Here is a 25,468-nt window from a genome sequence, read left to right as displayed (position 1 = left end):
GAGGAAACAACATGCACTATTCATTATGGAGTTACCCATGGGATCTATTAGATATTGGAATTGATGAAGCTATGGCCGAAATCTCTCAAGCTCATCTTACCGGAATCAGTTTGACGACAAGTTACCACGCTGGGCGGTTTCTGCAGCCTCGCAGCCCGAAACGAAAAGTATATTTCCCTGAAGATGGCACATTGTATTTTCCATTTCGAAAGGAAAAATACCGCTCTTTACTGATTCAACCAACCGCAGCTTCTCTCATAAAGGAACATCCTAACTTCTGGGACCATGTATTTGAATCGGCGAATAAACGGAATCTCAAAGTATCCGGCTGGACGGTTTGTTTACATAATACGAAGCTCGGCATGGAATTTCCAGATGTTACTGTGAAAAATGCATTCGGTGATGCTTATTACTACAACTTATGCCCCAGCCATGAGGAAGTTCGCAGATACATGAAAGCTATGATCGAAGACTTGACGGATCAGTATCCTTTCCATGCTCTTGAGCTGGAGTCGTTGAACTATATGGGTTTTCCTCACGAATTCCATCATGAAAAGGACGGGGTAGGGTTATCCGAACGAGATCAATTTCTATTATCGCTCTGCTTCTGTGACGCCTGTAAAAGTCGTTCTACACGAGACGGTGTGGACATTACGCACGCTGAACGAACTGTAAGAAAATGGATTATGGAGTTTTGTGAGAATGAAGTTCCAATACAAGACGATAACCGATTTATGCAACTTGGGCTCAACTACTTTGATGATTACCCCGAAGTTACGGAGTTTTTGTGCTGGCGCTCTACGGTCGTAACTTCCTTGGCCCAAGAATTGCAAGAAATCATGCCTGCTAAGACCCAACTCTACTTCCTTAGCCTATTAACACCGAGCAAGTCATGGTTGTTCGGGGTAGATTTACATGAAATCAGTCAGGTCAACGATGGTATCGTGGTGTGTTGTTATGATACGGAACCTCTTCAAGTCGGAATCGATATTGCCCAATCGAAGGAAACTGTGATGACTAACTGTTTGTTTGCTGGGTTAAGAGTATTTTATCCAGAAGTCCAAAGTAAAGAAGAACTCATAGATAAAATCCTGCGAGCGAAACTGGCTGGAACTGACGGTTATCTGTTCTACAATTATGGTCTTATTCCAAAAAAGCGAATGGACTGGATACGCGAAGCCATAGAAACCGTATCATCCATGAAGTTTGAAACATAGCAAGGAGCTACATTGTTTCCCATTCTTAATGATTTGGAATCACCGGTTAGCTTGCTACCTTGGTCGCCATCAGTGTCTGACTTGTCCCATGTTTAAATCTTGCGTACAACACAAAGCAGAGCCCCCAACTTGATGACAAGGTGGGGGCTGCTTTGACGTTTGAATATATGAATAGGCGCTTTTATTTAGTGTATTTTATATCAATCTCGTCTTACTCACTCGGCTGCCGCAGTCCATTCCCCAACTTCCTTAAGGGTAACGTTGACTCGTGGAATATAGATGCTCGTACCACTTTCAAAAGCAGAATCTGTGCCGATTAACAACCACAACTCTGCTTTGTCATCTGTCTTGACGGTAAACGGACGCTGTTTATTATCAAATGGTTTTAACTCATACTTCCCGTGGTCAGTTGTCGTTTTGGCCAAGTTTCCAATCATGAACGCATTTTTACCTTCAGCACTTTGATTTCCTTTGTCGATATTCATCCAAAAGAAACCTGTTTTATCCTTTACCGCAAGGGGCTCTTTTGAAGTTGCGCCCACTTTTACATAAACGCTTTCGCCTGGAGATCCTCCTGCCCCCATTCCATCCTTTCCTGCATTAGTAGCTATATCAAAGTCAAACGTTACACTGTACGTTGTATTTGGTTGCAATTTTTCTTTCTTGTCCAATTTCTTCTTAACGAACATGAATAAATCATCACTTCGATTAACTCCGCTTATGTAAAGCCCTTTTTGCTTATTGTTTATTTCTTTGGGTAGAAGTCTATGAGAAAAATTCAACTTATAAATTGACTTATCTTTATCCGGATAATCAGAGAATCCCCCATTCCATCCGTCTGTATTCTTGCTAAAATCTGAAGTAACAACAATGTCTTTCCCTAATGAAACCTCAGTGTCTAATTCGATGTGTGATACAAATGATGTATTGTTTAATAGAAGAATCTGTTCTTTTGATAAATCTCCAGCAAATCCTTCAAGTACAGTTTCATAGACTTGTTTCTTAGAAAACTTGCCAATTTGCTTCTCTAGGTTTGCATAACTTTGTTCATCGAGATGTTTATCAAAGGTAACTAGGCATGGGAATTTGTCCGAGCCCGAAGCTGTATCTATTTTTTTAGCTAGCTGCTCTGATATTTTGAACGGAAGAATATTTACACCCTGTGCATTACTTTGCGCTTCAATTGGTTTGGTAAACCCCAGTGTAGAATAAGATCCCCCGATTACAAATGTTGCTGCTACCATCAATGCGATTTTTTTCGTACGACTTATTTTCATATGTGCCTCCTAGAATGTATGTTTCAATACCCTAGACGGAAGAATTTAACAAAATGTTTCACATCCTTATTTTAATTCCTAAAGCCTGCTTGAATCGCCTGCCAGAAGCTCTCATCTTCCATTCCCAGAGCCCAAACGGAAACACCATTTAAACTATATTTGGCAGCCAAATGGGCTTTCTCCTGAATACTTAACGTATCTTCAAACCACACCGCATGGTTTGACCCATCGGCTGCTTGATAAGTGATGAATGAAGAAGAGGAAGATGCATCCTTTTGAGCTGTTGTACCTGTACTAGCAAGAAGATCCGGAATGTCTTTCCATGCAACTTGTTTATTATCTTCTTTCTTATGGGTTGTCGTATTCCAATCATAGCCATATGCGGCAAGTCCAACATTAACCTTAGAAGGAGAGATGACGGATACAGCATATTGAATGGATTGTTCCGTCCAATCTATTCCTGCTACAGGCCCCTGTGTTGTCCACGGTCCGTACTGATCATAGGTCATCACCTGAATGACATCTGCATTTTGCCCAAGAGAATGGTAGTCATAAGCATACCCCCAGCCATCGTTCGGATCATCTTTCAACTTGGCTGGAACGGAGACAATTGTTTTGAACCCTTCCGCCTGCATCGTGTTAGCCACTTCTTGAATAAATGTACTAAAGTTGTCACGATCCGTTGCAAGTACACTTTCAAAGTCAATATTAATGCCTGAATAGCCGTTATTCTTGACCGTGGCGAGAATGTTTTTAATTGTCTTCCTTTTAACCATTGCATCACTTACAACCGCGTGAGATAAATCAGGATCAAAGTCATCTTGTCCATAATTGGACAAACAAGCATAGATGCTTATTTGTTTTGAATTTGCAAACGCGACTGCAGCTGTTGGCACGTTGCCTACAACATTACCCTGGCTATCCACGTTAAACGTATCTGTTGCAACCTGATTCAAGTAGTTAGAATACTTGGTAAGAGAACTTTGAGATACTTGGTCTTTGTCGTAATATCCCAATATCGACTTGGTATCTCCCTGCTGGGCGGCATTCGTCTTGCTTCCGATGTTGCCGTGACTACATGCCAGCAAAGTGGATAACATAGCAGTAATCACAACTAATTTCAAGAAATTGCAATTTTTCATTTTCATACTCACCGATTTCTTTTTTATAGGCATATTGATATCCAGCAAAACAAGGTCCGGTTGATTTTCAATTTGTCGTAACGCCTCATTGCCGTTTTTCCCCGTCATAACGAAATACCCATTAATTTTAAAGTAGTCCGTCAACAGTTTTCGTAGATCGGCTTCATCAACTATGATCAATATCTTTTTCATAGGGCATTCCCTGCTCCCCATTTCAAATCATCTATTTCCAGCATAACAAAAATCGTTTGCCATCCCAAGCGGTTTATAACGGAGCCTACTCCGATGTTCGAGCTACTCTCCCCCCTACGGTCTGACCTCCTTAGAGAGAGGCTCTTCCAAAATCACTAAAGAAAAAAGCCACCCTGCAAGTACCTGAGTTAAGCCTCATCTATTCCACTATACTGCCCGTTACTTCAGCAAAATAGAGATCGTCAAACTGCGCGGCAGCTGACGATCCTATTTGAGTAACGATTGCAATAATGGCGGATTCGTTTGTCTATTTTGGGCCCAGACTCATGAAAGGATTTGTGGTGTAACATATGAAATACAACACCTTTCTTTGTTTGCATGGTTGCTCGACACTTCCATGATACCAAACAAAGAGGGTGTTTTTCTGTCAAGAGGTGCAATATATCCCCATTATCCCTTGTAACCATAATTTTCATTCTAACACCTTATATTCTCAAGACACTTTAGAAGGCCGGGTCATAATAGATCAAACGAAATCATGGCCAACGTTAAAGTGAATATAATTAGTCATTTGATTGAAAGTATTCCATATAACGAACATGATTGGGAAACGACGCTCCAAGACGCGTCAATTCCGTGCAGCCTTCACCAGGAGTGACTGCCCGCAGCGCGGACAATAACGTGTTTTTGGCGGGCACTGCGTGTCGCACGCTAGGCAGTTTAGCGGACTCTGGACGTCAGCATCCTCTTCCATCGCATCGTCTATCAACCGGTCCGCGCTCAGCGCCGGATTCAGCAGCGTCAGCGCTTGTATTTCTTCCACTGTACCGGAACGGATAAGCAGGAATAGCAACAAGAGTCCAGTTGCACCTACGGCAGCCATGCCAGCCACCCTAAGCGCTCCGCTTGCGAACTGGAAGTCCCATAGCGTGTGCAGCAAAATACTCGCGCTAACCAGTCCCGCCACCTTTAGCCATACACTTAACTTGCCAGACGGTGGCGAGGCCTTCGACAATCCTATCCCAATGCCTACTGCCGCAATAGCCGTCCAAGTCCCGTGCCCAAATGGTGATAGCAGAGCTCTCAACCATAAGACAGCTAGCATACTGCTGGTCTCTCCCGTTCTGAGAAAAGTCCAGCCATAGATCATGTTTTCAACGGCAGCGAAGCCCATACCCGCTGCGGCGCCAAAGACGACCGCATCCATTCGGAAACGCTGCCTCTTGCTGCGCAGGAAGAAATAGCAAATCAGCAGTTTCGATGCCTCTTCGATTAAAGCGACGGCAATCGGTAGATGAAGCTGAGTAAATGTATACGCGTCCAGCCCTTTTGCGAACAACCAGCTTTTCTCCAGCAGCATGGCCAGCGGTAAGGCGATGGCTGCTGAAGTTACAAAAGCACTAAGCAGCCAGCTTATGCGATAGCCCAACAGTTGCGAGCTTCTGGCATAGGCGACGAAGGTAACCGGTCCTGCCAGACAGCCCGTCACCAAAGCGGCATATGTCCATATCGCGCCCTTCAGCCATACGGCCAGCAGCGTTACGACCAGAAACAAGCCGCCCATCGCCATTAGCACATCGACCCAGCGCTGCTGTGCCGGCGGCCGAAGCCATTTCTGCCCGGTAGAGGCAACTTGTCCGGGTTGTTCCGAATCCGGTATCCATTGCCGGATGGCGATTTCTGCAATATCTGGCTTGCGTATACGCAGGGCCGCCAGAAACTGCCGCTTCACCGGTTCGTGTCGCATCAACGTAAATCGGAATTCCTCTTCTCCAAGTGCTAACAGCTTGCCGTCCTCAAGCGCTGTAATCGTTGCCGTTGTTGATACACCCGTCAGAAGTGCAATCTCACCGAAATAGTCGCCCTGGTGAAGCACGGCTACACGCTTCCCTGACGAACGGACTTCGAAGCTGCCGGAGCCGATTGTACAAAACATTTTCGAGGCATCACCCTCGTTAACGATGACTTGGCCTTGCTTCACGTTCCGCAGCACCGTGACCTCCGCCAACCCCCGCAGTTCCGAGTCGGGGATGCTCGACCAGATCGATGCCTTGCTGAGCAGGCCGTGAATGTCTCTAATACGAGCCGAATAGGTTAGGCTCTCGTAAAAAAGCGGACTTAGCGCTGCAAGCGTCCGAAACGCTTCACGATCAAGGCGCAGTGCTCGGACCTCGCCTACGGCGCGTATCGTCGCCGTACGCCGCTCAGATGATAGTAACGCCATCTCTCCGATGAGCGCGCCAGGGCCTAGTGTAGCCAAACGGACGCTGCTTCCTATCAGACCGCGGGCCGTTACGCTGACCTCGCCCGATAGAATGAAAAAGCAGTCATCCCCAACAGCGCCTTCTTTAAGGATCGTTGTCCTATCCGCGTAGGACACCATCTGCATCGTTGAGGTGGCTGCTGCTAATTCATGCTCCGGGACTCCGTGCAGCAGTGTATGATTTCTTAATTCATCAGGGATATTCTCCATCAGTTACGATCTCTCCTTGTAGAAAACAGGAACCCGCCCCGGCGGATTCCTGTTATTTACGTTACCTAATATTCTATTATCTCATATTTCCGATGTTTGAGCTTCTGGATTCTTGCATTTTCTTGATTGAATTGGTTATAGTCTCAAAACCTTCGTTGCGCTTGTTGGTTAAACTTTGCATTCTGAGCATATCCATCTGCTGAGAGTTATTTAACGAGTCGATTATACCTTTTATCTCATCTATCGTTGCTTTCAATTCGTCAGCAGTTAAGGTCGCTTTGGAAGCGTACTTAGCCCCTGCTTGCTGCAATTTCGTTTTTAATTCTGCTGCCAACGTATAGGGAGCATTTCCTGATTGCAGTGCGATCACCTTCGCCAGTGTATCGTTCAATCCGGCGATGTCCTCATTCCGCTTTTTTATTGAATCCATTTGGTCTTTCAGCTGTGTTTCCAGCATAGCAGCGCGATGAGATTGCACAGCCTGAATCGCTGCGTCCAGATCCATGCTAGACACATTGACTGCCGTAGTACCACCTACGCCAGCTGCAGCCGCATTGCTCGTAGCACCTTGCCCGATTGCCTGCTTAACGGAATCGTGCGCCGTATCATTGAGCATGATGCCCGCCCCCGCTACGACTCCCACCAATAATCCTAAAGTTGTTGTTCCAATGATTGTTCTTTTCATGGCTGATTCCCCTCGTACATTCAATTTTCCGTTCATTAAAGGGCTACGAAAACCTCGAATCCCGTAAAGCGGTTCTGAGAGCCCTTATTCATTCCATTGCCATGTCCTACCTAGACGAAATCAACTTGATCATAACGGTTCTATCCCTCAAAATATGAACAGCGGACGGAATAATAACGTTCTAATGTAAGTGTAATACAGTCAAATAAAAGAATAATGAAAGAATCGGCCTTACCTTGAAAAAAACCGCATAGCATCAGGCCTTCGCGTCTTTTTCAAATGACTTATTTTTTTTCGGTAGGCGAACCTCTCACCAACGAATCATGACTAGCTTCCATACGACTTTGGACTTCTTCCTCCATACACTTGTAAGGCTCATCTAAATCTAGCGCCCGAACGATCTCACCGAGTAAATTAGGATTAAATCCAGCCTGAACTTCAATTCCGACGTGTTGGGCACGAACCGTGAGGGGAGATGAAGGTGAGGAAAACTCGGCTGAACGGCTATTGATGGCAAGAGGCAGCAAATTAGAAGATGAGGATGAAGGCTCCATTCGCCTAAAAACATAAGATGTTCATTCTGTAAAGTTCTGGATTAGACCTACTGGTACCCAAGAATTTGAGGCTTTTGGTCTCTCCGGCTATACTTCAGAATTATTAAATGTTACAAGAGGAACAGATCCCGGTACTCCCTAATTAATGTAAATAAAAAGAAGCCCCATGCTGGGCTTCTTTGATACATTAGTAATTAAAAAACCAAGATAATTCCCATTTTCAGTTACAGGTGAACTATTATAGTAAAGACTCCTCATATAATATTTATCTTTATTTTGATCTGCCAAATATTTCGTGCCTAATTGTTGCATTTCTCCACTGTGAGTATCCCACGTGGCCACAGGCGATGTAAGTTATCTCTAGCTCTGCTAGAATTGGAAGGGTTTAATCTTAACGCTTAAGTTGTCTGTTGTGCTAACGCAGTTTAAGCCTCTATTTAATAAGCAGTTTGAATTTTTGACGACTCCTACCTTCAGGACCATTTGGAATTGACTCCTCTTGAGGCACAAATCCGAACTTCTGATATAACTTCCTTGCAGGTCGTCCGTCTGGAATTTCATCGCCAAATGTAATAACTGATACTTCTGCTGGGACATCAACAAGTTTCAATATATTTCTTAGTAGTTCCGTTGCTATACCTTTGTTTCTCGCTCGAGATGAAACAGCTAGCCACCCAATCTTGTAGCTTGGGGCACCTGCTGAAGAAAATAAAACTCCACCGAGTAAGCGTGATCCTGGCAATCCATCGTTTTCCCTCACACAAAATGCACTGCATTGATTAATATTTTTCTCTATTGCCTGAATAAATTTTGGATCACTTACCATAGGACCAAATAAGTACTCAACTTCACAGGCCAGTTCCAACCATACGTTCAGATCATCCTTTATAGCGTTCACAACTTTCATAAAAACTCCTTTAAATTAAGAGAGATAATTTTTTTTAAATGCAATTGTTGTACCTTTAATAATACCATATAGTGGAAGTATTCTGCCCGTTACTTTAATAAACAAAAGAGGAGCTGCCGCGAAGCAAGCTATCGTTCATCGTTAGCTGCGTATTGAATACACCCTGATAGAAAAATTTGTAGGATTATTTCTTAACTTCAAATCTAACTTTTATCTGTTCAACATCTTTTTCCAACAAGGTGTATTGTTCTTTATCTATCTGATTGTTGGGATCGTATTGCACATCCGTTGGGGTGTCAAATGCATAAACAAAATCACTTAGCTCACCAATTTTTGAAATGCGAATAAGCTTGGCCAGTTCGATCCCTTTGGTTTCCCATTGTTCTTTAGGCCAAACTTCAACTCTAAATAATTCGCCCTTTCCAACCTTTGTGATAAATCTGAAGGCCACAATATCTTCATGCTTGAGTTCAACAACATCATAATTGCCACGCCAATTGGATGGTAACGTAAGGCCGAATTTATACTTCTCATTTTCATAAATAATACTTTTTGTTGTCGTAGTGGTATCTTTTGAACAAGCCGTTAAAATCTGTACGGTGATTAACAGTAAGAATACGGCACGAACTAACTTAATCATGGATTATTCCTCCTTTACATTAGTCCCTTTTCTAACTCTAATAAATTAGACGCAGCAAATAAGTAAGAAGTTTCCATTTTATAACTTTCTTTCATGCAGACTATTCACTAAACTCCCGTTTACTTCAACGAGGCTGCCGATTCATGTCCCAAATCTGGATAGGAAAAACCATATGAAGAACTCCTTATTTTCATTTAATTAAGATTAGATTGGTAAAGAACAACTATTGTTAAACTCTCCTCCCTTTAGTTCAATGAACAAAAAAGTGACCCACAGCAACGGGCTGTGGGCCATAATTATTTATATTTTAAAGGGGGTCAGTTTTATTATAGGCTTGATTCATTAAAGACAGATGAAAATAAGATTTCATTCATGTTACATTTATTCAACTAGCGTTTCCGTTAGCGCATTACCTAGATTTGCGTTTGAGCAAATGCCTGCCTATGAAAAAAGAAAAAGAACGCCCACAACCTTGCGGGCGCTCTCCTTTGATTCCGGCGTTCTGACAAAGTATGTTCACCATAAACACCTCGTTCGGCACATCGAATTACTATAGTTCAAAGCCGTGTGGTCTCGCTAGTTCGAAACCGAATTTTAGGTAGTACGACGGGTGCCCAATGAGAAACAGAAGCGTGCCGCATGAAGTAACAAGTTATTTTTTCTTCACCGGAATCCAAATCTCCCCAGTAACATATCCTGCCGTTCCATAATACATTTCGAAGCTAGGGCCTTCAACCTGTTCGTATTCCGATGTCGGAAACCATTCGGAATAAATCCGTCCCCATAACTTTATTAAATCACATTGCGGTTCCGGGAAAATCGCCCACGTTAATGCCGGGACAGAAAGTTTTGTAAATCTCTCCGGAATTTCAAGCCCTTTTGGCAAAAAATAACTCACCATGTATTTAAAAGATGTTCCAGTATGATCATATAAGGCAGCGTGCAAGATGGTGTTACTAAAGCGTCCCAGTAATCCATTCATCCCTTCAACACTGCCATCTACATCACATTGTTGACGGAATTGAGCAACTTCAGCATATACTTTTTGGGGATCGGAATTGACCAGACCATAAGCTCCAAACATCCCAAAAGGCCCTTTTGATTCGATACGGTAATTCATTTCGACATCTCCTTTAATTGAAATATGAAAGGACATTCGAGGATAGGCTTTTAGAGAAACGCCTGTAACGCGTGCAGATATCGGTACGATCCCATGAAGATTCTTAAACGCCCGTGCAAACGCTTCTGGCGAATCATATCCATATTTCATAGCTACATCAATAACCTTTACATCTGTTGTTTGCAGTTCAAATGCTGCTAATGTCAACCGTCGACGCCGAATGTACTCAGATAACGATACTCCAGTAATAAACGGAAACATTCTTTGAAAATGATAAGTAGAGCAACAGGCTCTCCGCGCTATTTCATCATATGAGATATTGTCCGCCAAATTGGTTTCGATATAATCCATGGCGCTATTCATCCTCTCCAACCAATCCATCGTGTTCCCTCCTTTCTAAATAAATTTTATAGCAGATATAAAATGAACACCTTGCATTTTCTGCACGAAAAAGTAAGCATGTCGATGATAATATAATTCTCCCAGCTTTTCCCCTGTTCCACACGGATTTCGTTCGTTCTGTACGAATCATTTGTGGGTCTTAAATAGGGGCGGATTCGTTTGTCTATTTCGGGCCCAAGCTCATGGACCTATCTCATGATTGTCGTAGGGAAATATCTAATCCCCGCTCGCTCATTATTTCTACGATGTCTCGATAAGCTAAGTTGCTCCAATCCCATGACTTCATTATTATCAGTTACATTATCATGAATTAGAGTTTTGCACCACAACCTCTTTATTAGAAAGCGTGTGGTGTATTCTACCAGTCTTTCACCCTAATTCCCTAATAAGATATCCTTCCGAAGGTGCTTTGTTGTCACTTGCTTGAATGAAAGGCTTGTAATCCTTTCCATATCCTTGACCTCTACCGTCCTTAAGTCTATTCATCATCTGCGTTTTGTGAATAGCACTACCTCTACTCATCCTTCATTCCCACTAAAATAAAATAGGCGTTCACCCAATGGAGTGAACGCAACTGCTGACTAAGGACAACAACAGTCCTATACATCTTGGTACTATACAATTTAGCCAAAAAGATCATTTCCTATATAAAATCGATTTACAAATTAAGTTTTGAAGTGGTGTTTTAGAGTAGAAATCCCGATTTACAAATAAGATTTGAAGTACTTCTAACAAACTATTTATAAAGAGATCCCTATCAACAAACGTATCCGTTAGCGTAATGACATTTCTTAATCAGCGAGAGCACGTTTTATGTTCGCTTTTGCTTCATCAACCAACTTTTCATCTCTATCATCAATTGCCTGCAACATTATCAAAATAGGAATAAATATGGCAATCAATCGAGCTAATAGCTTCGTTTCTTCATCTACATCCCCATATTCTTTAAAAAAATTACCTCGATTATCCTTGAATTGAAAATTCTTTGTATCTACTAAATTCCATATTTCAACGATTAATCTCCATTTTCAATACTTCAATTAAAGTCATCCCTAATTTCTCGTCTTCATTTGGATATGCCCTAACTGCAGTTAATCCAGCCGTGTAATTGACAGTTTTTCCTGGATAAAGGATTGCCACGTATTGAATGACTGGATTATTCATTCCATCGCGCATTGAATCTCGATAAGCGTGCATTTTATCGATATCTACCTTTTTCGGTTTTCCCGTTTCATTCTTATTCTCATCTTCTTCGACTAGACTATATTAGGGCTCATTTCACTTTGCAGCTTATATTTAGGGTCAAATAGCAGTACTTTTGTGCCGATATCAGGCACAGTTATTTCAATTGCGATATCTGGACGTTGGAGTTTCACATGCTGAACCGAAGCCAGTTTATGGTTAGCTAACCCCTCTTGCAGAGCCAAGAGCTCTACCTCATCAATAACTCGATAATCTCCGGATTTCTTCTTCTCCAACATATCTGCGATTAGATTTAACAGCACACGCTTGTCCATTGCGCGGGAAGAAATCTTTAGCTCTTCCACGACTTTATTAATTATTACGGAGCTCTCCAACTCGTGCAGATAGTAAATTCGAGGGACTCCCTCTGATCCATCGGGTTCAATCTCGGTCAGCTTCCCAAAGAATTGGTTTCCTGTAATTTGAACAAGTCATCTGTTATGACAATACCCTTTTGCTTTGCCTTCCTGTCATTTTCGAAAAATTTAACAGGGATATCCCCCTGGTTCACTACATGAAATGCATCCAGCACATTTACAAATCCATATTTTACAGTTTGCTGGATCAGTTGCTCATGGGTAATATCTTCAGCTATGAATTGCCGACAAGCATTAAGCATAATACTCGATTGGGAAGTGGTTTGTTTATCATTGAGCTTCAAGTGTTCAATTATATTATTAGAAAAGGGAACAGCTAATTCTTCCAAAGTGATGAAGGACTTACCACTTGGGATTAATTAGATTAAAGATTTTTCCATGGAAAATTTATACGATGCGCTGTTTCTGCCGAACAAAATTACTGCTCTACAGAACGATTCCAGCGAGGGATATTCTTCTTCAAATTTCAAAATAGATCATCCTCTATTAATTTATCAATGACTTATAGACTTGTTCAGCTATCCAAACAGAAAAATATTAAGGAGATTGGTTTATGCGGCTGATTCAATAAATTAAATTTTACAGGCATTTATCATGTTACATAACTCTTCAATACTAAGCTCCGGCTTATGCTTGTGAATGATAGCATGACAATTAGCACATACGGGTCTCAAGTCTTTAATAGGGTGTAATTTATATGTTTTTCTAATAGAATGCAAAGGCACCAAATGGTGTACTTGAATAAAACCATGTCCAACTTGTCCATAGAAAACCTCGAAATCAAAACCGCAAGCGATGCATTCTTTTCCTCCTTTAGCCTTAGTTCAATATCTTCATCTATCCTAAGAGAATTGTGATCCATAATAGGAAGAACCCTTCTTCCTTCGTCTCTCATTAACCCCAACTTTTCGAGGTGGCGGACACGTTCTTTATTTAATTCAGTCCATGAGCTTTTTTTACTTCTAGGTGACAACCTCTGAGCCAGCTCCGTTTCAGAAATTTTCTTTTTGACTCCATCGATCAATCCAAAGCACAAAGCTTCCTCGACATTCAGGAGATTGCTTTGGAAAGAAAGTACGATATTGCAATATGCCATGCCTTTTTACTTCATGTACCGAACCCAATGGTTATACTGAAGAAGATGATTGATTGTGTTGTTGATACAGGAAAAGTGATTACATTTGAACCTCATTGGATTTTCCTGACCAACAGTGAGCAACACTCCACATGTGTTGAGTGCTGTGTCTTGGATACTTCCTAGAAATAAAAACGTCTGACAACTCAATCACTTCCTTGATCTTCACCCATGCCGAACGTTAGAGCTTGCAGAGCGGTTAACCATCACGGTATCATCTAAAAAGCCAAAATAAAGAAGACCCCTATGCCTAGAGGTCTCCATATCTCGAATCCTATTCGATTTTCTTCACATGAAGCAGGTTCATGATCACCGTTACAGCTTCGGCACGTGTTACCGTTTCTTTAGGTGCGAACTGGTTACCGTCGCGTCCTTTGACGATGCCTATCTGTTTAATCATGAACACCGCTCCCTTGGCCCACTCTGGAATCTCGCTTTCATCGGAGAAGCCAGTCGCGACATCCGTTGGGATCTTCGCGCCATACGCCTTAGCAATCATCATCGCCATTTCCATCCGCGCAATGTTCCCGTCCGGGCGAAAGCTACCATCTGTGTAGCCTGACAAGATGCCGGATTCTACAGCTTGAGTGATCGCTTTCTTCGCCCAAGTAGGAATCTCATTCGTATCGGTGAAGCTTAACGTTGTGTTTCCATTTGAAGGCTTCCATGCATTCATTAGCATCGTAACGAATTCTGCACGCGTAATCGTTGCGTCCGGTTTAAAGCTGCCATCCGTGTAGCCATTAACGATTCCCTGCCGCACCGCTTGTTTGATTGTCTCTTCCGCCCAATGACCGACGATGTCGCTAAAGTTAACTTCCGTGGACTCAGTCGCTACGATGGGCAAGCCCGACTTTTTATCCACTACAAGCACCGCGAACTTCGTAAAATGGTTAACCTCTACGCGGATCTGGTTCCCGTCGATCTTGCCTCCAGGAACTTCTACCCAAGCCTTCTTTCCTTCATCATAATAGAACAAGGCTATTGTTTGATTATCCTTTACCTTGGTCGGGTCAAAGGTAAAAGTCAATGTCACCGGTTTACTAAAATTGCCCGAGTAATTCTTTAGAATCTCGAATATAGAGCTTGCCAGCACCTCATGATTCGCCAGCATGCCAGGAATCTCACTTAATTCTTCTATCGTTATCTTCAATTCTTTGTCTGAAGCATTAGCTGGAACAGTAATGAGGATCTTCCCATCCAAGCTCATCTCGCCAAGTTTTCCTAACGGAAGCGTAAGATTCCCGTTTGTTGAGCGAATCGGGTCAATGTTGGAGCTTCCGCCATTTCCACCGCTTCCACCAGAACCGCCCGAACCGCCGCTACCTCCACTGCCTCTTGGCATAACAGCCTTGGACGGAGCGGACGCTGCGCTTGATCCGACCCCATTCTTCGCAACTACCGTGAACGTATATTCCGTGCCGTTCGTCAGTCCCGTGACTGTGATCGAACTCGCGGTTGCTGAGGTTCCTGTGAATCCTCCCGGATTGGACGTGACCGTATACCCCGTGATTGCACTACCGCCATCGTTCAACGGTGCGTCGAAGCTAACCGTTGCCTTGCCATTACCTGCGCTCGCCGTTACATTCCTCGGAGCGCTCGGCACACCGACACCGATCGGCGCAACGGGTGTCACACTCGCCGATGCCACCGATGCCGCGGAGTCGCCTACTACATTTGTCGCAATTACCGTGAACGTATATGCCGTGCCATACGTCAGTCCCGTGACTGTAATCGGACTCGCAGTTGCAGAGGTTCCTGTAAATCCTCCCGGACTTGACTTGGCTGTATACAGCATGATCGCACTACCGCCATCACTGACCGGTGCGTCAAAGCTGACGGTCGCTGCTCCATTCCCTGCGGTCGCTGTTACATTCGTTGGCGCTCCTGGCACAACTGGCACACTAATCGGCGTCACACTCACTGATGCCAATGATGCCGCGGAGTCGCCTACACCATTCGTCGCAACTACTGTGAACGTATACGCCGTTCCATTCGTCAGTCCCCTGACTGTGATCGGACTCGCGGTTGCAGAAGTTCCCGTGAATCCTCCCGGACTGGACGTAACCGTATAGCCCGTAATTGCACTTCCGCCATCACTCGCTGGGGTGTCGAAGCTAACCGTTGCCGTTCCGTTACCTGCGGTCGCCGTTACATTCGTTGGCATGCCTGGTGCACTCGGCACAACAATCGCCGCAGTCGGTGTAACACTCGCTGACGCCACCGATGCCGCCGAATCGCCTGCACCGTTCTTCGCGACTACCTTGAACGTATACGCCGTTCCATTCGTCAGTCCCGTAAACGTAACGGGACTTGCGGTTATAGAAGTTTTCGTGAATCCCCCTGGACTGGACGTAACCGTGTAAAGCGTAATCGCACTCCCGCCATCATTCGCCGGGGCGTTGAAGCTAACCGTTGCCGTTCCATTACCTGCGGTCGCCGTTACATTCGTTGGCGTGCCTGGTGCAATCGGCACAACAATCGGCGCAGTCGGTGTAACACTCGCTGACGCCACCGATGCCGCCGAATCGCCTGCACCGTTCTTCGCGACTACCTTGAACGTATACGCCGTTCCATTCGTCAGTCCCGTAAACGTAACGGGACTTGCGGTTACAGAAGTTTTCGTGAATCCCCCTGGACTGGACGTAACCGTGTAAAGCGTAATCGCACTCCCGCCATCACTCGCTGGGGCGTCGAAGCTAACCGTTGCCGTTCCGTTACCTGCGGTCGCCGTTACATTCGTTGGCATGCCTGGTGCACTCGGCACAACAATCGGTGCAGTCGGTGTAACACTCGCTGACGCCTCCGATATTGCCGAATAGCCTGCATAATTCTCTACGTATACTACGAATGTATATGAAGTTCCATTCGTCAGTCCTGTCACTGTGATCGGACTCGCGGTCATAGAAGTTCCTATGAATCTTCCCGGATCGGATGCGACTTTATAGTAGAAGATCTCACTACCGCCATCACTGACTGGGGCGTCAAAGCTGACTGTCGCTTCTCCATTCCCTGCACTCACCCTTACATTCCTTGGGGCGCTCGGCGCACCGCTCGGCACAACGGGCGTCTCACTCGCCGATGCAGCGGAGTCGCCTATAATATTCCTCGCGACTACCGTGAACGTATACGCCGTTCCATTCGTCAGTCCCGTGATTGTGATCAAACCCGCGGTTTCAGAAGTTCCTGTAAATCCTCCCGGACTGGACGTGACCGTATATTGCGTGATCGCACTTCCTCCATCACTCGCTGGGGCGTCAAAGCTAACCGTCGCTTCTCCATCACCTGAAATCGCTGTTACATTCGTTGGAGCATCTGGCACGACAACAATCGGCGCAGTTGGTGTAACGCTCGATGACGCCTCCGATGACGCGGAATCGCCTGCACCATTCTTCGCGACTACCGTGAACGTATACGCTGTTCCATTCGTCAGTCCCGTCACTGTGATCGGACTCACGGATGCAGAAGTTCCTGTGAATCCTCCCGGACTGGACGTGACCGTATAGCCTGTGATCGCATTTCCTCCATTACTCGCTGGGGCGTCGAAGCTAACTGTTGCTGCTCCATTCCCTGCCTTCGCCGTTACATTCGTCGGAGCGCTCGGCACAACAACAACTTTAAACGCTTTTGAATAAGAATATCCTGCTACATGACTTGCATTCTGGTCGTCAACACGAACGTGCAAATACCACGTACCTACAGTATGAGGTGTAGTAATGGAATCTTCGCTCGTGAACGCTACCCATCCCGCGTTCGGCCACTCTAGTACCGTTTCCGTTGATGACCATTGGTAATAAGTTCGGGCTGATTGTGTGGAATCAGGAATGGCTGCCGTTACCTTTGTTGACACAGATTGTTTTCCCACGGATTCACCGTTTGGAGAAAAGCTGACTCCCGCAGACAAAATATTAACGAAAGGATACCAAGTATTATTAGCATAATCCTTCGCGGTAGAAGGATTAAACCCTATCATCGTACCTTTTCTGCCTGAATTAAATCCGAATGCTAGAGCCCCTATTGCAGTTGAATCCCCTTCAATAATAACACTTGTTAATAGGCTATTATTTTCAAAAGCATAAATACCTACGCTCTCTACACTTTTTGGAATTCTCACGCTTGTAAAACGGTTGTACTCAAATGCACTAAGACCTATACTCTTCATACTGCTTGGGAACGTGACACTCGTTAATTGGTTATTAGAAAATGCTTCCCTGCCTATACTAGTAACACCCTCCGAAAGCGTCACACTTGTTAATCGATTATATTTAAAAGCAGATTGTCCTATACTCGTTACACTGTTCGGGATTGTGACGCTTGTTAATTTATTAGTAATGAATGCACTATTGCCTATACTCGTTACACTGTTCGGGATCGTGACGCTTGTTAATTGGTTATCAGAAAATGCACTCTCTCCTATACTAGTAACACCCTCCGAAAGCGTCACACTCGTTAATTGGGAGTTAGCAAATGCAAGTTTTCCTATACTCGTTACACTTCCCGGAATCGTTACATTCGTTAATTGGGTGCCATAAAATGAAAATTGCTCTATACTCGTTACACCCACCGGAATTGTCACACTCGTTAATTGGGAGTTATAAAATGCAAATTCTCCTATACTCGTTATACCCACCGGAATCGTGACCTTCGATACATCTTTACCCATAAATACTTGCCGGCCTAATGCGACTACAGCATGCCCATCTAATTCAGCAGGGATATTAACCACTTTATCTACTCCGCGATAACCTGTAATCGTCGCCATTAGCATCGCATTTAATTCATACGTATAATCCTCATTTGCGCTAGGGATCACACGTTCTGATGGGACCGATGCCGCCGAGGTTCCTATCGCATTCTTCGCGACTACCGTGAACGTATACGCCGTTCCATTCGTCAGTCCCGTGACTGTGATCGGACCCGCAGTTACAGAGGTCCCTGTGAATCCCCCCGGATTAGACGTAACCGTATAGCCCGTGATCGCACTCCCGCCATCATCCGTTGGGACTTCGAAGCTAACCGTCGCCGTTCCTTTACCTGCGGTCGCTCTTACATCCCACGGCGCGCTTGGCCATGTCTTCGAATTGGCTGTCACGCTAGCCGATGCTACTGATGCCGCCGAATCGCCTACAGCATTCGTCGCAACTACCGTGAACGTATATGCCGTTCCAAACTCCAGTCCTCTGACTATGATCGGACTCGCCGTTGTAGAGGTTCCTGTGAATCCTCCCGGTTTGGACGTAACCGTATAGCCCGTGATCGCGCTACCGCCATCACTCACCGGGGCATTGAAGCTAACCGTTGCTGCTTCTTTGCCTGCGATCGCTTTTACATTCGTTGGCGCGCCTGGCACTACCTTCGTATTGGGTGTGACGCTAGCCGATGCTGCTGATGCCGCCGAATCGCCTGCACCATTCTTCGCAACTACCGTGAACGTATACGCCGTTCCATTCGTCAGTCCCGTGACTGTGATCGGACTCGCAGTTGCAGAAGTTCCTGTGAATCCCCCCGGATTGGACGTAACCGTATAGCCCGTGATCGCGCTACCGCCGTCACTCACTGGGGCATTGAAGCTAATCGTCGCCGTTCCATTACCTGCGGTCGCAATTACATTCGTCGGTGCGCTCAGCAGCAAGGCATTAGTAACTTTAAACGCTTTGGAATGGGAATAACCGACTGTATGATTCTCATTCTGATCGTCTACTCGAACGTACAGATACCACGTACCTGCAGCAGGAGGCGTAGGAATGGAATCCTTGCTCGTGAACGTTACCCATCCCCCGTTCGGCCCCTCTGGTACCGTTTCCGTTGATGACCATTGGTAATACGTATGGGCTGATAGTATGGAATCAGGAATAGCTACCGATACCTTTGTTGACATCGATTGCTTACCCACGGATTCACCATTAGGAGAATAACTAACTCCCGCAGACAAAATATTGAGGTATGGATACCCAAAATTATTCGCATTGTTCTTCGCGGGGGAAGGATCAAACGCTATTATCGTACTGTTTGGATTACCACTGAACGCTGTATCTCCTATTGTGGTTGAATCCCCTTCAACAATAATACTTGTTAATAGGTTCGTACTAAATGCATATTCTCCTATGCTCGTTACACTGCTTGGGATCGTGACACTCGTTAATTGGTTATGATAAAATGAAAATTTGCCTATATTCGTCACACTATTCGCAATCGTCACACTCGTTAATTGGTTAAAAGAAAATGCATGATTGCCTATGCTCGTTACACCAACCGGAATCGTCGCACTCGTCAATTGGTTATACTGAAATGCATATTCTCCTATACTTGTTACACCAACCGGAATTGTCACACTCTTTAATTGGTTATATTGAAATGCATATTCTCCTATACTCGTTACACTCCCTGGAATCGACACACTTGTTAATTTGTTGTACTGAAATGCATTTCCTCCTATACTCGTCACACCGTTCGGAATTGTCACACTCGTTAATTCATTATTAGAAAATGCACTACCCTCTATGCTCTTTACATTCTCCGAAATCGACACACTCGTTAATTGGTTATGACTAAATGCATTTTCGCCTATACTCGTCACACCGTTCGGAATTGTCACACTCGTTAACTGATTATACGAAAATACATTACCCTCTATGCTCTTTACACGCTCCGGAATCGTCACACTCGTTAATTGGTTATGACTAAATGCATTTCCCCCTATACTCGTTACACTGTTCGGGATCGTCACACTCGTTAATTTGCAATTCGAAAATGCTTCATTGCCTATACTCGTTACATTGTTCGGAATCGTCACGCTTGCTAATTGGTTATACTCAAATGCACGATCGCCTATACTCGTTACACCGTTCGGAATCGTCACACTCGCTAATTTGTTGTACTGAAATACGCTTTCCTCTATGCTCGTTACACCCTCTGGAATCGTCACACTAGTTAACTGGTTGTACTGAAATGCGCTTTCCTCTATGCTCGTTACGCCCTCTGGAATCGTCACACTCGTAAGTTTGTTTTGAAGAAATGCAGATGCTCCTATAGTCGTTACACTGTTCGGGATCGTCACACTCTTTAATAGGTTGCCAGCAAATGCAGACCTACCTATACTTAATACACCTTCTGGAATCGTCACACTCGTTAATTTTTTTAAATAAAAGGCTTCATAACCTATTCCAATTACAGAATGCCCATCTACTTTGTCAGGGATAGTAACCACTTCATCTACTCCAACATAATTTGAAATATAGGCAAATGATCCAACTAAAGAATACTCAAAATCTCCGAATGATTGAGCTTGCGCTTCCCGAACATTACCTACTGACAATGTACCAAGCGAAATCAACGACAATGTGAGTAGACAAATCATTAACTTCTTAATACCCTGTACTCGCCTTCGTAACATATCCCCTTCAACCTCCTCATTAATTTCTACCGAACAATTACACAATATTACATCCGAAGACCAAGTATATATCCTACACGTAACTCAACAGTACTAACGAAAGTTAGTTGCGCAAAAAAAAATAAGCCAATAATAGAGCAGTTGTCCGCTCCAATTATTGGCTTATCATTTATTCACGCCATATATCTGGTCCAATAATCCGATTCCCCTTGCACGCGCAATCGCCTGAGCTCGTCGTTTCGCCCCAAGCTTACCGTATAAGTTGAACACGTAACTCTTGACCGTACCTTCCGTTAACCCAAACCGATAAGCGATTTCCTTGTTAGACAAGCCATCCGCCAATGCGTACAACATTTCCATTTCGCGGGTCGTCAGCGTTTCGACGAACAGCAGCGAATCTTGAACAGACAATGTGGAAGGACTAACGATATCGTTTGAATCTCTAGTCTGTTGACGCCAATGATTCAATGATCTCACATACACCATTCGGGCGATCATGAGATCTAGCACCTCTAGTGTCTTCGTAGAGAACACGCCAGCGAGGAGGTTATTCTCCAAATACAGAACGGACGACCGCGACTGTCCCGGAAAAAGAATCGGCGTACAGAGGATGGATAGCGGGAGACTGCGATGAGCATAGACATCCGTCGTAAATAGGCTTCGTGGAGCATCGCCCTGCACAACCGGTTCCCCAGTGCGGGAGACATAACGTACGATGGTCTCTACGAATGAAGCCTCATTCCGAACATCCTTATGATCGCCCGCTTGCTCCTCTATCGTAAAGCCCTCTTCGTGACTGGTTAACACGTATCCCTTCTCCGCACCCGAATAACGAATTGCCGATTCCAGGAAATGATGCATCACATCCTCACTATTTTCCGTACTCGACCATTCCGAAATTTGTCTAATGAACACATGATCGTCGCCGATTGTCGGTACCCTCTCGCGCTCCTTTTCAAATCCATCTAATCCTTTAGCCACCATTCCGTCTTCTTGCGATTGCGATTGGGCGCCTGAGAACCGTAGATCCGGGTAATCCTCTCGTAACCTTTGTGCTTTGCGAGCAGCCCCCCACGCCGAATAAGCAATGCAGGCATCCGCCATCAACACGTCCGCTCCGTTCCTGCTTCCCGCTTCCCTATAGAATACGGAAGCTCGTTCGCAAGCTACCGCTTCCATTAATTTGTCTTTTTGGCTTCGCGCTTCGCGGATCGCATCATCGTATCCTTTGGCGGCAGCGACCGAATTCCCATCAATCCTGTACAACTCGGCCGAGACGAGCAGACAAACCGGAGTGTTCTGTCCATAGTATCCAGACCATTGCTTCATGACCGACAATAACTTCTTCAGCTTAGCCCGAATACCTGTCCGTTCCACCGTCGGCGCTTCAGCATATCTAGCGGCAAGCGTAAGCGCATGATAAACATGTTGCTTGCGAGCTTGTAACCAATTCTGTCTGGCGGTATTGAACTCCCCTTGTTCTATCCATTCCAGGGCTTCCTTGTACCGTCCGAACAAATAAGCAATCTCTATTTTACAGCTACATATATAAGAAACTTCGTTATTCATAGTCCCCTTTAATCCATCATTCTGCACCGGCAATACAACGCCCTCGCCCTCCCCGTCACCTCCCTGCAATTGGGCGATATACCACCGCGAGATACGAAAAGCGTTCTTCGCGACCTCATCTAGAAGCTGCCTTGACAGATCTTCATATTTCGTTATCCGTGCAGACAATGTATGTAAATCTCCAGTATGGGTGACCGCACATGTAAACGCCACTAGGCTAACAAAGACCAAATTCGCGGATTCCATTCCATAACGCATCGATTGCTCGAAATGCGCGATACTTTCTTCCGGTTGGTGTAGTAGTCTAGCGATTCCCCTGAAGTAGCTCAGCTTGCATAACAAATCCGTACTTTCGAAAGATGACGCTATTCGGAACGCAGCATCCATGCACTGACGACTTATTGGGGCTGCAACGCTCTTATTTCCAAGAATGATGACACCGTAAAACGCGAGGATAAATGCAAAAGCCTCGCTACTTCCTTTTCCAACCTTCAAGCTAAATCGAATAAATCTGGATAATAACACGACGGACCGTTCATTACTTAATAAAAATACCGATGTCGATATCGCCATGACCAGATTGGACATTGCGAGGTGATGGGGATCATCGCTTGGCACAAGCTCCGGTTCGTTAAGCATATTAGCCATAGCGATCTGTAACAGGTGCAATTCTTCCTTGATTAAGGCATTTGAGGGTTTCTTCGGCACCAGAAATCCGATTTCCTCAAGCGCCTTGAATCCAATAGCAACAGCCGTTCTATCTCTTTTGAGATAGGCATACATGGAGATTTGAATCAGGTAAATACGGGAGCGCTCTACCACACCCACGGTGCGGAGCAGTAGCTGATCGAGCAACTCTTCCGCGCGGTCGACGCTTCCGCACATATATTCGCACACGGGCAGCGCCAGCATTAAACGATACGCCAGCGAATTCTGCCCCTGCTCATCATTCTCGACAAGACGCAAGCCTTTTTCCAGGAAGTTCTTGGCGGTGGCAAAAGCCGTGGAAGCCTTCGACTTCAAAGCGGCTTGGAGATTATAAGCAGCTAGCTCCCTCTTCTCCGCTTGGCTTGTCATTCGTTCGCTGCCCAGATTCAAGTGATAGACCCGATCAAACAACCAATCGTCCGAGCTATCCGATGCCAGATTGCCCAATGAACGTCCGATCTTGAGGTGCAGATCTGCTTGTTGCGTTTCGTGAACCGTCTGATAAGCGGCTTGCTGCACTCGGTCATGCAGAAAAGTATAGTAAACTTCGTCTGTATCCGCTTCGTTGGAATCATTCTCCTGCGAGATTAACCCTTCTTCCTCGACTACGCGTAAAAGCCGGTTCGCATAAATCATAGAGTGCCCGCTTGCCACAGCGACCGCCGACAATCGGAATCGATGCCCGATAGCCGCCGCTACGGCTAGCAGTTCAATGGTATCGGATGGCAGCATGCGGATACGAGTACCGACTAAAAGCAGAATGTCAGGATCTTCGGATATTTGCTTAACTACTGCTGTATCCCAGGCCCAATTGGATTTCTCCTCGTCATAATATAGTTTTTTTTCACGGTACAAACTGTCCAGAAGACGGTGTAGATAGAGCGGGTTACCACCTGTTCGGTGGTATAAAGACTCCGCTAACATTCGGATGCGAGCGGAATTTTCCTTAACGATATGCGATACGAATTGTCTAACGTCGATATAGGTCAGAGGATCGAGCGCAATATGCTGCACACTAAGCGAAGTTGAAGTCTTATGCCGCGGGAATGAATTTTCTATCCATGCGGTTGCCGTTGCTCGGGGATCTTCGGTCGCTATCTGGTGCGGTGCTGCCTCTTCCCGGAATGCACCTAACAATAATAAACTATGTAAGGTGGGGTCTTGTGCAACCGTACGAAGGGCATCCATCGTAGCAGGATCCGCCCATTGTAGATCGTCCAGAAAGAGTACAAGGGGATGTCCGCTGTCCGCAAATACTTGTATGAAAATAGGAAGCAGCAGACGGAAACGAATGGCCGCTTCTGCAGGACCCAGCCGTTCTACCGAAGGAAGATTACCAAGGAGCTTCTCCGCTTCCGGTAATAGTTGTGCAATAACACCCGCTCCGCGGCCTAATGCCTCCATTAACCGTACTTTAAGTCTTGCGATGGATTCTGGAGATTCGCTCCACACTTGCCAAATCAATCTACGAAGCGCTTCTAGGATCGGCGAGAACGGAATATCCCGATTCATCAGATCGCATTTGCCCGCAATGAAGCGGCCACCTGTCCGTATAACAGAACCTTGAAGCTGATGAACGAGCGCGGTCTTACCGCTACCTGCCCCTCCAGACACCATTACAAATGCGCATCCGCCGGCACGAGCCTGTTCCAGAGCTTTGGAGAGCTGAACCTCCTCCGCCTCGCGTCCGAAGAGGCTGTTCGGGAGCTGAAAGCGGCTGTCATCGTCTGCACGGGCAATCTCGAAGGGAACAATTCCACCTGTCTCTTCTATAGAAAAGACACACCGTTGTAAATCGACTATCACACCGTGAGCGCTCTGATAGCGTTCCTCGGGCATCTTCGACAAAAGTTTCATAATCATACCTTCGAGAGGGCCCGTAATTTCCGGACGTAGCCTGCTCAGAGGAATTGGCATCATTGCAAGATGGGCATGCACCCATTGTTCCTTATTCTGTGCTCGAAATGGCAGGCTCCCTGCAAGCATTTCGTATAAAATCATCCCTAACGCATATAAGTCGCTACGCCTCTCCGGGCTACGATTGATCCTGCCCGTTTGTTCCGGAGAAAGGTAAGCGTAATCAGTTATTCGAATATCGGTAAGCTCGGCAAGCTTTCTCTCTAACTGAATTAGAACGCCTGCCGGGTTCAAATTCCCGATAATCGTATCCCGTTTGTGGTAGGTATAGACCACATTCGTCAGTGTTAGGGCGATTTGCAGAAAAGAAGAAATATCGATTGTAGTCCCATTCATCAACTTCCGTAATTCGATTCCTTCCATTGCTGGAATGTTGTCCAATCCTCCTTCGTGACCCATTCATATTTATATAAATACTATTATTGACTCTTTATCATTCTACCATTAATTATTAATAATGTAGATCGTGATGGGGTCGTGTACGGACCTGACGCGGAACATGACTTTGAGCAGTGCTT

At 45.1% G+C, this 25,468-nt stretch carries 13 protein-coding genes and 2 pseudogenes; 1 reads left to right on the top strand and 14 read right to left on the bottom strand.

Annotated features, from left to right (window positions below; genetic code table 11):
• Positions 1-11: 11 nt before the first annotated feature.
• Entirely contained in the window at positions 12-1,217 is a 1,206-nt protein-coding gene (locus IEY34_RS12605) for an alpha-amylase family protein (protein WP_189011964.1), read from the top strand.
• Positions 1,218-1,432: 215 nt separating this feature from the next.
• Here IEY34_RS12605 and IEY34_RS12600 read toward each other — a convergent pair whose 3' ends face one another.
• From IEY34_RS12600 to IEY34_RS12535, 14 genes and pseudogenes are all read right to left on the bottom strand, one after another.
• A complete protein-coding gene (locus IEY34_RS12600) occupies positions 1,433-2,494 on the bottom strand; it encodes a protease inhibitor I9 family protein (RefSeq protein WP_189011962.1) in 1,062 nt (353 codons plus the stop codon).
• A 71-nt stretch (positions 2,495-2,565) separates the two neighbouring features.
• Complete coding sequence (locus IEY34_RS12595; RefSeq protein ID WP_189011960.1) at positions 2,566-3,828, bottom strand: glycosyl hydrolase family 18 protein; 1,263 nt, start codon at positions 3,826-3,828, stop codon at positions 2,566-2,568.
• A gap of 628 nt (positions 3,829-4,456) precedes the next feature.
• Positions 4,457-6,301: a cyclic nucleotide-binding domain-containing protein gene (locus tag IEY34_RS12590; protein WP_189011958.1), complete on the bottom strand. Its 1,845-nt coding sequence runs from the start codon at positions 6,299-6,301 to the stop codon at positions 4,457-4,459.
• Positions 6,302-6,377: 76 nt separating this feature from the next.
• A complete protein-coding gene (locus IEY34_RS12585) occupies positions 6,378-6,986 on the bottom strand; it encodes a hypothetical protein (RefSeq protein WP_189011956.1) in 609 nt (202 codons plus the stop codon).
• Between the two features lie 987 nt (positions 6,987-7,973).
• On the bottom strand, positions 7,974-8,447 hold the full coding sequence (locus tag IEY34_RS12580; RefSeq protein ID WP_189011954.1) for a GNAT family N-acetyltransferase: 474 nt from the start codon (positions 8,445-8,447) through the stop codon (positions 7,974-7,976).
• A gap of 184 nt (positions 8,448-8,631) precedes the next feature.
• Positions 8,632-9,087, bottom strand: coding sequence for a methyltransferase (locus tag IEY34_RS12575; protein WP_189011952.1), 456 nt, complete (start codon positions 9,085-9,087; stop codon positions 8,632-8,634).
• A gap of 652 nt (positions 9,088-9,739) precedes the next feature.
• Complete coding sequence (locus tag IEY34_RS12570; protein WP_189011950.1) at positions 9,740-10,588, bottom strand: AraC family transcriptional regulator; 849 nt, start codon at positions 10,586-10,588, stop codon at positions 9,740-9,742.
• A 1,029-nt stretch (positions 10,589-11,617) separates the two neighbouring features.
• Positions 11,618-11,851, bottom strand: a pseudogene (locus IEY34_RS37835) (nuclease domain-containing protein); the annotation flags it as partial.
• 14 nt (positions 11,852-11,865) lie between these two features.
• Entirely contained in the window at positions 11,866-12,126 is a 261-nt protein-coding gene (locus IEY34_RS12560; RefSeq protein WP_189011948.1) for a nuclease domain-containing protein, read from the bottom strand.
• 116 nt (positions 12,127-12,242) lie between these two features.
• Entirely contained in the window at positions 12,243-12,557 is a 315-nt protein-coding gene (locus IEY34_RS12555) for a hypothetical protein (RefSeq protein ID WP_147949088.1), read from the bottom strand.
• A 243-nt stretch (positions 12,558-12,800) separates the two neighbouring features.
• Positions 12,801-12,971 carry a hypothetical protein gene (locus IEY34_RS37830; protein WP_373291240.1) on the bottom strand — a complete coding sequence of 57 codons (171 nt, stop codon included), beginning with the start codon at positions 12,969-12,971 and terminating at the stop codon, positions 12,801-12,803.
• A gap of 59 nt (positions 12,972-13,030) precedes the next feature.
• A pseudogene (locus tag IEY34_RS12545) lies at positions 13,031-13,282 on the bottom strand (YdeI/OmpD-associated family protein); the annotation flags it as partial.
• Between the two features lie 355 nt (positions 13,283-13,637).
• Positions 13,638-20,756 carry a leucine-rich repeat protein gene (locus tag IEY34_RS12540; RefSeq protein ID WP_189011946.1) on the bottom strand — a complete coding sequence of 2,373 codons (7,119 nt, stop codon included), beginning with the start codon at positions 20,754-20,756 and terminating at the stop codon, positions 13,638-13,640.
• A gap of 165 nt (positions 20,757-20,921) precedes the next feature.
• Positions 20,922-25,331 (bottom strand): AAA family ATPase, encoded by a 4,410-nt coding sequence (locus tag IEY34_RS12535; protein ID WP_189011944.1) that lies wholly within the window; start codon positions 25,329-25,331, stop codon positions 20,922-20,924.
• Positions 25,332-25,468: the final 137 nt, after the last annotated feature.

It is taken from the genome of Paenibacillus marchantiophytorum (assembly GCF_014640555.1).
Classification (GTDB): domain Bacteria; phylum Bacillota; class Bacilli; order Paenibacillales; family NBRC-103111; genus Paenibacillus_E; species Paenibacillus_E marchantiophytorum.
Note: the sequence above shows the minus strand (reverse complement) of the source record. Positions and strands in the feature narration are given on the sequence as shown.